The 11,029-nt window shown below is 48.4% G+C and carries 7 protein-coding genes; 1 reads left to right on the forward strand and 6 read right to left on the reverse strand.

Features of this window, described 5'->3' with window-relative positions:
* From BZJ18_RS15905 to BZJ18_RS15925, 5 genes are all read right to left on the reverse strand, one after another.
* A partial coding sequence (locus BZJ18_RS15905; protein ID WP_108743170.1) for a methyl-accepting chemotaxis protein occupies positions 1–1,156 on the reverse strand: 1,156 nt, incomplete at its 3' end.
* Between the two features lie 75 nt (positions 1,157–1,231).
* Complete coding sequence (locus BZJ18_RS15910) at positions 1,232–1,969, reverse strand: substrate-binding periplasmic protein (protein ID WP_077458226.1); 738 nt, start codon at positions 1,967–1,969, stop codon at positions 1,232–1,234.
* A 305-nt stretch (positions 1,970–2,274) separates the two neighbouring features.
* Positions 2,275–4,110 (reverse strand): M4 family metallopeptidase, encoded by a 1,836-nt coding sequence (locus BZJ18_RS15915; protein ID WP_077458216.1) that lies wholly within the window; start codon positions 4,108–4,110, stop codon positions 2,275–2,277.
* A 395-nt stretch (positions 4,111–4,505) separates the two neighbouring features.
* Positions 4,506–5,627 (reverse strand): M23 family metallopeptidase, encoded by a 1,122-nt coding sequence (locus BZJ18_RS15920; RefSeq protein WP_077458218.1) that lies wholly within the window; start codon positions 5,625–5,627, stop codon positions 4,506–4,508.
* Between the two features lie 170 nt (positions 5,628–5,797).
* Positions 5,798–7,801: a recombinase gene (locus BZJ18_RS15925; RefSeq protein ID WP_158011298.1), complete on the reverse strand. Its 2,004-nt coding sequence runs from the start codon at positions 7,799–7,801 to the stop codon at positions 5,798–5,800.
* A 219-nt stretch (positions 7,802–8,020) separates the two neighbouring features.
* On the opposite strand from BZJ18_RS15925, the gene aqpZ reads away from it, so the two are divergent.
* A complete protein-coding gene (gene aqpZ / locus BZJ18_RS15930) occupies positions 8,021–8,713 on the forward strand; it encodes an aquaporin Z (RefSeq protein ID WP_077458222.1) in 693 nt (230 codons plus the stop codon).
* A gap of 99 nt (positions 8,714–8,812) precedes the next feature.
* On the opposite strand, the gene BZJ18_RS15935 is transcribed toward aqpZ, so the two are convergent.
* Positions 8,813–10,576 (reverse strand): hypothetical protein, encoded by a 1,764-nt coding sequence (locus BZJ18_RS15935; protein ID WP_077458224.1) that lies wholly within the window; start codon positions 10,574–10,576, stop codon positions 8,813–8,815.
* Between the last annotated feature and the right edge of the window lie 453 nt (positions 10,577–11,029).

Genomic DNA, 11,029 nt, shown 5'->3' on the forward strand with positions numbered 1-11,029 from the left:
CGCCGGCGCGCGCTGCCTCAATGGCGGCGCCGGCGCGCGCTGCCTCAATGGCGGCGTTGAGCGCGAGTAGGTTGGTTTGCTCGGAAATATCATTAATTACGTTCACCACATCGGAGATCTTCTCGCCTTCCTCTAGTAGCTTGTGCATTTCGGCGTTGACGTTTTCCATCTCAGAACGCATGTTGATGATCTCAGACGCAGAGCTTTCGATGGTGTGATACACCTGATTGACCAAATCAGTTGCCCCCTGCGCGTGGGTTGCCGCGTCGTTCGCGGTATCTGCAACGGTCGCAATCGACTGGTTCATCTCAGTCGCTGCTGCTGCAACCGTAGAAAGGCTTTGTTTTTGTTGCTCGAGGCGTTCGGCGTTTGTCCGTGCCATCTGTCCGCTTTGTGCTGCGACTTCAGCCAAATTGATTGAAGCCTGCGTCACTTCGTTGACGATTTCGCGCAACGAAGCTGTAAATTGATTGATGTGCTCGGTGATCTTCGCGAATTCTTTATATTTGGGTTCCGGGATCAATTTAGAAAGATCGCCATCGCCACTCGCTAGCTCGCGGACGCGTTCGGTGAGATCGTTAAGTGGTTTTACCACGGTCGCGGTCAGGGCTAAGATCAAAAACACAATCATCACCGCATCAAGCACAAGCAGCTCGATAATATTGCGATATAGGGTATCGGCGAGCGCCGCTTCTAAACGGTCAGTGTTATAAAATACCTGTACCGTACCGACTTTATTGGTCTCTCCGTACTCGGTGAAAGACAGTTCACTCTCTTCTTTAGGCATGGCTTCATAGTAAGCCTGCTGATCGGCGCCAATGTCGACGGGAGGGCGCTTTTCTCCATCTTCTGAGAGAGGGCCGAGGCGTAAAAACAGGATGGCTTCGCCTTGGTTATCTAACACCCGAACGCCTTTGATGTCGGGGGCTTTTAACTCGGCGGAGATCGAGAGCTTGGCCGCTTCAAGGTCAAAATCCCAAATTGCTTTGGGCAAGCTCAGTTTCATACGATTGGTGGCGTTGTCCACTGTGGCGACAAGTGCGCTACTGAGTTCCTGCTTGGTGCTTTGGTAATCAATGTAACTTGATATCCCCAACACGACCGAAACAGCAATAACTACTTGCGTTACAAATATTGCTTTCAGACTTTTAAACATAGCGTTCATCTTCCATTTTTTTCCGCGCCCAGTGGTACAGCAGTGCTTTCCCACTTAACTTTGGTGCAGGGCCACCTAGTTACCTAGGTGGCTTTGCATAATCTGTTCGATATCAATTTTTTTCAGGCCTTCATTGACGATGTCACGCCATTTTCGTCCCTCTTCATTGTCGGCAAAGGCAATGTAGAGCTTTTTGTCGACAAGAAGCTTTTTGTTCATCTGTAGCTTGTCTTTCACAGCACTCAGTGCAGGGTCATTTTCTTTAAGGTAAGCCAGCACGTTGGCATCGACGACCGCCAGCGGCAGGCGTTCGCGGCCGACTTTCTGCAAATTTTGCGTGTCGTTGGTCACAGCAGACGATTTAAGTGTGCCATTGGCAATCCGTGCATCTAGCTCCGGCGTGTTCACATAGCCACGTACCACGCCAATCGTGTGCGAAGCCAGATCATCCAAAGAGGACCACTCGATCGGTTGATTGGTGTTTTCGACAAAACCAAGGGGTCCAGTGCCTATCGGGTCGGAAAAGAGTAACTCGTCAGTCTCGTAGTAATATTCGGGGAAATATCCAGCATATTGGGCATCGTTTTTGACCAAGTACACGGTGCGAGACCAAGGATAAAACTCAACATTGAGCTCATGTCCCATCGCTTCAACTGCAGCCCYAACCACCGCGACCGATGCACCTTGTTCGGGTAGGCTTTTGCCGGAATAGGGCGGCCAATCAAGGGATGGCATGGTGAGTACGTCTGCACGTACGGTCGCAGAGGCCAGAATACAAACCGAGAATGCCATGGTGAACAAATGCTTGAGCATAGTTCCTCCGATTTTTTGGGTGCTTATATCAGCATAGACGAAAAAAAAACGCTGAGAAAAATGATCGACATTTAACGTTTTGGCTTGGCTGTTCTCCAAACAAAATTGACATTAAGGTTATGGTTTTATTGGGTTTATGTGATGCTCTTATTAACAAAGAAAGATAGCGTTTGGTGTGCAAAAAACTAAGCACATCAAGGTTTGTCTATAAAGTTAGCGCTTTTAAGATAAAAGTTAGCGCTTTTAAGATAAATGGTGGACAAAAAAGCGCCGCTACGGAAAGCGGCGCTGATGAGGGTGAGTGATTAGTTGCGAACCAAGCTCACACCTGAGTAGTTTGAGTAGCCGCGCACCATGACATGGTAGGTTTCACCAGCTTGTGCATTGACAGTGCATGATTCTTCATTGCCATATTCAAAAGGACGGCAGTCCCAATCGCTTGTGGTGGGGGCGCTACCGGCTTTTACATATAAGTCGGCATCGCCTGTACCACCACTCATGGTGACGTTTACCGAACGGTTGCTGTCAACAGTGAAAGTGAATAGCTCAGAAGAACCACGGCTACCACTCAGGCCGGTTTTTGGCTCGTTAGGAAGTAACACCGAACCTATGTTGTCATCAGAGCAAGCAGAGGTGTTAACACCGACGGTATTAAAGGCTGCAACCACATCGGCTTCGTTGTAGTTGAGATCTTTTGCGGCCTTAACGACACCACAACCACCTTCATCAAAGGTACTATTGGCTGTCCAGTAAAGTTGGTTGGCAACGGTGAAGACTTCAAAACCTTTGCGGACATCCCAGTTTGGTGTATTTGCAAGGAGGTAGAACGCACGGTTAAAGACACCGCTTGAATAGTGCACGTTCATGCCTGAGTAGTATTGATCGACATGGTCAATCGATTTGCCGTCGCGAGAAGGCTGTTCAAAGTAACGCAAACCGCCCGAACCTTTGAAGATATCCGCACCGACAATCCAGTCTACGTCGCCATGCATGTAGAACTCAGCCGCTTCACCGGCGATATCAGAGAATGCTTCGTTAATACCACCCGACATGTTGCGGTATACCAGTCCAGAGTTTTGCTCCGTGAAACCGTGGCTGACTTCGTGGGCGCTAACGTTGATATCGACCAATGGATAAAACGTTGATTGACCGTCGCCGAACGTCATTGAGCTGCCATTCCAGAAGGCATTTTCATAATCCTTGCTGTAATGGACTCGCATCGTCAACTGGAACGTCAATGGTGCCGTGTTCATCCAATCTTTGTACATATTGAAAACGACATGACCAAAGTAATGCGCGTCATTCAGCGGGGAGTATGCGCCGTTAGTGTATTTTGTATCGTTGTAGTTGGTGCCATCTGGACATGGGTATGTAAACGCGTTGGTGCCTGATGTGCCGTGGTTCAGGTTAACCGTTTTGACGTTGTCGGTTTCCATGGTACACACATCGCCCACTTTATCGACGGGGAAGTCATCATAATCAGTGCCATACAGATATTGGCCCGTCTTTTCATTACCCCCTGGACCGGTACCACCGGCGGTTGCATGATTGATCCCATCCCACTGGCTGATGATTTCACCGGTTTCCGCATCAACCGTATAGAAAGGACGCTTAGGCTCTTCTGCGGCGACGAAGAAATCCACGATATACACGAGCTGTGCTTTTTGATTTTCATCGAGTTGAACAACCAGTCTGGTGTTCTCATTTTCAAAGGGAGCGGCAGTGAGAGTGGTCTGGCTCTGTGTGAAGTGTGCTTTCGCAGCCCCTAAGGCATCTTGGCTATTCAATGCAGGCGCGACTGTCATGATGTCTTCAGTAAGGCCTTGTGCCATAGTGCCGTAAACATTGCTGCGTTTTCCGGCTTTTTCAGTGGCAACCACATTGGTATCTAGTACAGGAACGCCTTGGTAGGTTTGCTGATAGCGAACTTTGACTTTACCGTTAGGCAGCGTGACGCGTTTTACTTCTTTAAAACCTAGCGGGTTGGCTGACGAGCCCATTGGGGCGTATACACCGATTGGTTGGTCGAGAACCTGACTCAGAACGGTGTCATCGGTCACATTAATTAGCTCTGCGCTAAGTGCAGGTGTGCTTGCAAAAACCCCTGTGGTGACTAACCAAGTCAACTTGGATAATTTCATTTTTATTGCCCTATTTTTTTGTTGAAAGATTCCTTTCTCCCCAACGGCTTAATAGGAAGACGAGCGTGCTGCTCGTCCATCAAACGTGGCTTATAGATAACAATATTTACAAGGCTTTTTGTTTTTTGCTTGTATAGATTTTGTTACAAAAAGGTGGGTTTTTATGATGTTTATGAGAGAGAGGTCTCGTTTTATGTTTCTGATTTTAATCGATATTATTATCTATTAATAATTAAGTGACAAAAAAAGCGTACAGAATAAATGACTGTTTTGTTTTGAGAGGTTATCCGCAAGTTTTATGAATGTTATTGTTATGTAAAACAAAGATAAAGGCCACAAATTAAGTGACCTTTATGTCAGTATTAAAAGCGGAACGAACCCAGCGATTCATGCCGTTACGGGTTGGTAATACGACGCCATAGACACACTCTATTCCCGGTTTGCGTTTGAGTAAGCCACGTATAACGACAGTCGTTATCGTAGCTATAGCGGCCCGTTTGTATACGATAACTGCCTAATACCGCATCTTGCATGGAGACGAAACGACCATTTTTGAGTAACGAGAAATGTAAGTGAGGTCCGGTCGAGGAGCCTCCTTGGCACAATGCCACGGAACGCTGGCTGGCGTAGGTGCCGAGTTTGGTATTTTTGCCCACCCACTGATTGTTGCGCACTTGAATGCCGTCCATGTGATAGTAATTGGTTGCCCAACCATTATCGTTAGTGACCCGCACTTGGCAGCGCGATAGTACGGTGACATAACCATCGTGGGCGGCAGTCACACTGTAAGTGGTGCCTCCCCATTGCGGCCAATCATAAGAGACATCAATAGAAGAAAGCGGAAAACCGGATCCTGAATGGGCATGTGGGCCATTTGGGATCCAGGCGTAGCCTTGTCGCCACGGCCATTGCATAAACCCTGCAGGTGGCGCAATCAAGCTGCGTGATGAGATGGCATATTGCCCTAGGGGTTTTTGGTCACCAAACCATGCTTGGTAACGTGTCTGCCATGTCTGCCATGTCTGCCAGTCACTCGGAGAATGGAGAGTGCTGACAAGAGCCTGTGTGGCATGTCCCAGCGTGGCATTAGAGGTCTGCGTGTTGGGCTGATAAAGCAAAGCGGACAACGTGGATGCGGTTTGCTCGATGGCCTGTAGCAACTTCAGTTCGCTGATCCGATCGAGGGTGATATCCTGCTCTAACTCCGGCGCATTGGTTATGAGGGTGGTGATCAATATACGTGGATCAATCCCTGATGCTCCGCTCCAATGCATAATAGCTTCGCTCACCGGTTGCCAATGTGGCAATTGCTCGGCGAGAAAATCATCAATGTTAAATGGGTGACGGCGCGGTTGAAAGAGCAGATCGGTTTCGGTGACAAGCTGGTTTGGCACCCCAACGTCCTCTAAAACAGCAGCCGAACGCATGGGTGTATGGTTTGCGATCAAAGTATGTGCGTGCGCAGCGCTAGTGCTCACCATCAAGCAGGCGAGTACGAGACGAGATAAACGAAACATGACTAGCTCTCCTTTCATTTAATGAAAAGTAAGCTTGGCAAGGGGTGTCTATTTATCTAGTCATTTGGTTGATGTTGCGAGTGCGTAGAAAGCGTGCGTGTAATTGTTTGCACGTAGCACATGAAGGCTGTGATGCAGGCCGATAAATAGCCTGCATCACAGCAAAATAACTAGGGTGTCCGTTTGTCGTTGGGTGGTGAGTTTTTAGCCATCGGTGCGGTGTTTTGTGGCCAAAACAAACAAGCAGGATGTTGCTTAACTTGGTTAAATACAGCGGTGCGTACGGACTTGATGTCGAGCTCACAACTGCGTGAGCGAAGTGCCACAAATAAGGCCAATCCGAAGCTCACCCACAGGTTGATAAACCCAATCATCAGCACAAAGAACAGGCTAGAAAGAAAGGCCAACACACCGTGAAAATCGCTCACATGCGCGTAACCAATATTGGCGGAAGAGAAGGCGACATGGCGAATATCCAAGGGAACATCGATTAAGTAACCCACATAACTGGTCATGCCGAGCAAAAAGCCAAAGATCAGGTTGCCGCCCAAAGCGCCGTAATTATCGTGAATATAAAAGGCGACCTTCTCACGGCGTGACTCAGGCACAATGTGCATGAGTGGATGGGCGACAAGGCGATCTTTCAGTTCAATGTAGTCGGCGCGATTATCTAGAATGCCCGTAATGATCCCAGATAGAAACAGCCACACACCAGCAATCGCGGCGTAGAGCCATGCCATGCCACTGAAAGGCATAATAGACTGTTTCTGATAGTCAATTTGCTCGGGTGACAACAACGCATCGCTGAAAAAGTGCATAAATGCCCAACTGACCAGCACACTACAGCTAATGGCTGCGACAATATTGCCCCACACGGCGAACCACTGGGAGCGATTAACATCGATCAACAAGCGGGCGAGCTTTTTACTTCGTGTTCGCCCTTGCTTATTCTTCTCCACATGGGCAGCAAAATTCGCCGCTGTCATGGCTGGTTGCTTGGTCGCAATCGTAAAATGCAGCACATGCACCAGCATAAAGCCGACACCGTAATTTAAACTGACCAGAAAGGCGCTTTTAAACGGCGACAATTGCAGCGTATCAATGTAGATTTTTACCCACGCAAGCAGGGCTATAATCACGCCCGCGCCGCACGCGCCCTTCAGAATATTGAGATAATCCTTTTTCGTTTTGGCAATATAATGCTCACCATGATTGCTTTTGTTTTGCGTCACGCTTTGCGAGAAGGTGCGTGTGCTTTTGCGGTAGATGGCACGCACGCTGTTGCGCTCCGTGACTGAGGTGAGCAATTGTTGCCACAAATTCAGGACACAGCGTGCCTTTTGATGTGGGTGACGAAAATCAAGGATTTGAAATAAGAGCACCATGCGGTTGAGGGTTTGATCTAAACGCTCAAGCATGTGTGACGCGTGTGTTGAGAAGCCAAACTGGCTGATCCCACGGGTGCGGATCCGTTTTACTTGAAGCTGGCACTGTTCAATCATTACCCAGAAGTGCGCGGTATCCACCGAATCAATCTCGCCTTCTTTGATGGTTGCCACCAATTGACTGGTTTCGCGCTGCAGGGCAATAAACGGCGAATCCACTTCGTTCAAACGGCGATCGATCCGCAGTAGCTCAGGATCGAGCTCTTCCGCTGCAATCCAAATCGCTAACATTTCCAGCGAATAACAAAGCTCACTTTTAATGTATTCGCCGGTGGTGCGAATGGCTTCAGGCGATGCGCTTTTCACCAGCAAGCGGTAGAGCTTAAACCAGCATTTAGACGAGATAGCATTCACCCAAGCTTTATCTTCGCCTCCAACGAAATAGCTTAATAAATCGTTGATATCGTTGCAGCGTTTGGGTGGTGGATTGATCTTGTTGTAAAGCCGGCGAAAGATTTCCGTCACCAATCCATTTTTAGAAAATATGCCCAATTGGACAAAAGCCGGAGACAGCTTAATGGTTTTGGCTTCATTGCAAATACTGTTTGCAAACAAAGATGCCTGAGAGGGGGAATTGGCAAGGGCAAGGACAAGTTGCTCAAGACGCAATTCTGCGAGTTCGGGCTCACCTTCACGAAGATAAGTAAAAAATACATTAAGACGCTCTGTGTCTGTTTCACACAGAGAAAAACCGTCTATCACTTTAAAAGCCGGTGTTATTGCAGGCATAGATTTTCTTATCAGTCGATAATAAACGCGCGCGTAGTCTACAAGAGCGAGAAAGCAGGGGGAAGCAAAAGCGCTCATTGGCAGTATGGCACAATGCAATCACGTCCTTTATTTTTAGCCATCGTGACATAATGCTGTCTACTTATTGATACCTTAGACACAATGTGTGCCTATACTCATCACATTATTAGTCATGCGAGTCAATAAAAGGAGACACGGATGAATAAGTATGGTGCAGAGTTTTTTGGAACATTTTGGTTAGTTTTGGGTGGGTGTGGTAGTGCAGTATTAGCAGCAGCCTTTCCAGAGCTGGGGATTGGATTACTCGGCGTATCGCTTGCCTTTGGTCTTACCGTATTAACGATGGCGTTTGCCATTGGACATATTTCCGGCTGTCACCTGAATCCAGCGGTGTCCATCGGCCTATGGGCGGGAGGGCGTTTTCCCGCCAATCAACTGCTCCCTTACATTATTGCCCAAGTTTTAGGGGGGGTAGCGGCTGGTGGCGTGTTGTACCTGATTGCCAGTGGACAAGCCGGATTTGATGTCTCGAATGGATTTGCCGCGAATGGTTATGGTGCGCATTCACCGGGCCAGTATAGCTTAACCTCGGCGCTGATCTCGGAAGTGGTGATGACCATGATGTTTTTGGTGGTGATCCTCGGTGCCACCGACCAACGCGCCCCTCAAGGTTTTGCACCGATTGCCATTGGGCTGTGTTTGACGTTGATCCACCTTATTAGTATTCCCGTGACTAACACCTCGGTGAACCCGGCCCGTAGTACAGGGGTAGCGCTTTACGTGGGCGATTGGGCCACTGCACAATTGTGGTTATTCTGGGTTGCCCCCATCGCTGGCGCGATATTGGGCGCTTTCGTATACCGCTTTATCGGTAACGAAAAAGAATCATGAGTTTGGTCCGACGCTCGACGGCGGGCCAAACGAGGCCTTACGACTGAAAAGATGTTGCCGGCGAACCGGCGACATCTTATTCCTTTATGTGACAAGCATTTATTGGGAATCACGCACACTGGCAGGACGAGGTGGCCAGGCTTGCTTAGGCGGTGCAAAGGATGGCTGGCCTAATACCGGCGAAGAGAGCACGTAGATCCCATGATTAGTGAATAGCCAAAATAAGTTACGGTCATATTCCACATAGACACTGTGTGACAAATTCCCCATCGCATAACTGGCAACGTCATCTTCCTTGAACGGGGGCACGAAGTAAGCCGCAATCGTAGGTTGTTGTGGGTCACGAACATCGAACACCTGCAGGCCAGCGTTATAAAAATTATAGGGAAGAATACCTTGGCGACCGATACCGGGCTGGGTGTAAGCACCGGTACGTTTTGGCCCGAAGCTGCCGCGACGTTGACAAAAATCCGTAAAAGCAGCCTCTTTTGGCGGAATTGGACGTGGTAAAACGCCGACTTTTTTCGGTTGAGCGGGATCCGACACATCAATAATATGCACGTCTTTATAGGGTTCAAAACACTCCTCATTAAGCGGATAACCGCTAAAGTAGACGAGGCCTGTTTGTTCGACTTGTGATACATCGATAAAGTCGCCCTCCGTCCCCGCGACGCTTGGCTCAAACTCGAGGTGACTCACCACTTGCATCTGCGCTGGATTGGAAATATCCACCACATAGAAACCGAGCCCGCCCATCGCGGCATAGCCATATTTCCCGCCTTCTTCGACCGGTGTCGGAATAAACAGCGACATACGAGCGCCCATCCAAGAGGTACGATTCCCAGCGCGAGGGTTGTCGAGATATGCTTTTTGATGCGCGGGTTCATTAAGAATTTGCCCCGGCACTGCCAATTGATCCATAAATACTGGATTGGCCGGATCAGACATATCCCACGATTGATAACCCGCAGAATATAAATCATTGCCATATTCGGTTAATGCATAACTGGCATCGGGGGCGGCCGCAACAATCATGGTCTTTCCCCCAAACCAAGTGGGAATATCGCGAACGCCCGACCCTTGTTGTTCACCTACCTTAGCGTCTGGGTGGTTAATATCGGTGCTTCGCTCTGCGATTAATGTCCATTGGTCAGGAAGTGGGCCATGCATGTCATACACCTTAAAGCCTTTTAAATGCTTGGCATGACGGATTTGTGCGACTTTTTCCGGCTGGGTGAATTTATCTTTCAACAGCCCGAAGCGACGGATCTCAAAGGCCTGCACCATCACATAATTTTGCCGAGCCTCGCTCCACTGTATGCTGGCCGCGCCAAACATATCACCACTGGGGTAGGGGTTCACTTCTTCCCCTTGAGGCCCATTTGGCCCCCATTGCTTACCGCGGGTATACAACAACTTCAGTTCTTTTGGGTTTGTAATATCAAAGATCTTTAGATCGCGTCGCACATACTGATACAGATACCGCCTGCCATAAAAATCGACAATATTTTGCCAAGTGTGGAAGGGCTCAACCGTGATGGGGTAATAGGCCTCGAGCGTCATATTTTTGCTATATGTTTTGTCATCCCAATAATCGAGTAAACCGTCAAAAGGCTTGGGTGAGTAGGCATGGTAGGTCTGCTGAGGATGAATAAACTGACCCGTTTTTGGGTCCATGCCATAGCTAGTCGGGTCCGGATCGCCTGGCTTGTGGTTTCCTGTTAACGCGACAACCTTTTTAAGCCAAGGATCATGAATGGTATCTTGAGTGCCTTCAGCGCTTGTTGCCGATAGCGCGACGGTGGTGGATAAAAGTGCGAAAAGGGATCGCCATCCCTGCTTGTATATGGTGTGATGTCGCATAACAACGTCTCCGTGTTGTGTGGGAAAATAGACCAATACCCGCCATATATTAAATTGGTTTCATAAAATTACTGCGATAACCCCCTGATCCTATTATTTTTGTAGGCAAAGCCATTTCAGCCACGCCCCCGCACAAAACCTGCTGTCGCTAACATTTTGGACAATTAAGCACGAAAAAATCAGCATGGCTTTGATAAGCTAACCGGACAACGCTGACGGAAAGGGTGTGTTAGGTACCGAAAACTGATCGGCGGTAGCGTGAGAAATACGAGATAGATAACCCCAGGGAAAACGCATGAAGATCCGCGGCATGCCTGGGCTAGCGATTTAATGACTTAATTGTCAATTAAGGATGAAAATCGTGCGTTGAACCATGTTTATTAATTAAAATGAGTGAAAATAAAGGATCAATTTGTTGATCATTTTCAGTGCGATTTAATGGTCTCCTAACGT

This window comes from Salinivibrio sp. IB872 (assembly GCF_001995345.1).
Classification (GTDB): Bacteria; Pseudomonadota; Gammaproteobacteria; order Enterobacterales; family Vibrionaceae; genus Salinivibrio; species Salinivibrio proteolyticus.

Coding starts and splice junctions, on each gene's coding strand:
- aqpZ (WP_077458222.1), top strand. CDS start 8,021: ATGAATAAGTATGGTGCAGAGTTTTTTGGAACATTTTGGTTAGTTTTG.
- BZJ18_RS15925 (WP_158011298.1), bottom strand. CDS start 7,801: ATGCCTGCAATAACACCGGCTTTTAAAGTGATAGACGGTTTTTCTCTG.
- BZJ18_RS15920 (WP_077458218.1), bottom strand. CDS start 5,627: ATGTTTCGTTTATCTCGTCTCGTACTCGCCTGCTTGATGGTGAGCACT.
- BZJ18_RS15915 (WP_077458216.1), bottom strand. CDS start 4,110: ATGAAATTATCCAAGTTGACTTGGTTAGTCACCACAGGGGTTTTTGCA.
- BZJ18_RS15935 (WP_077458224.1), bottom strand. CDS start 10,576: ATGCGACATCACACCATATACAAGCAGGGATGGCGATCCCTTTTCGCA.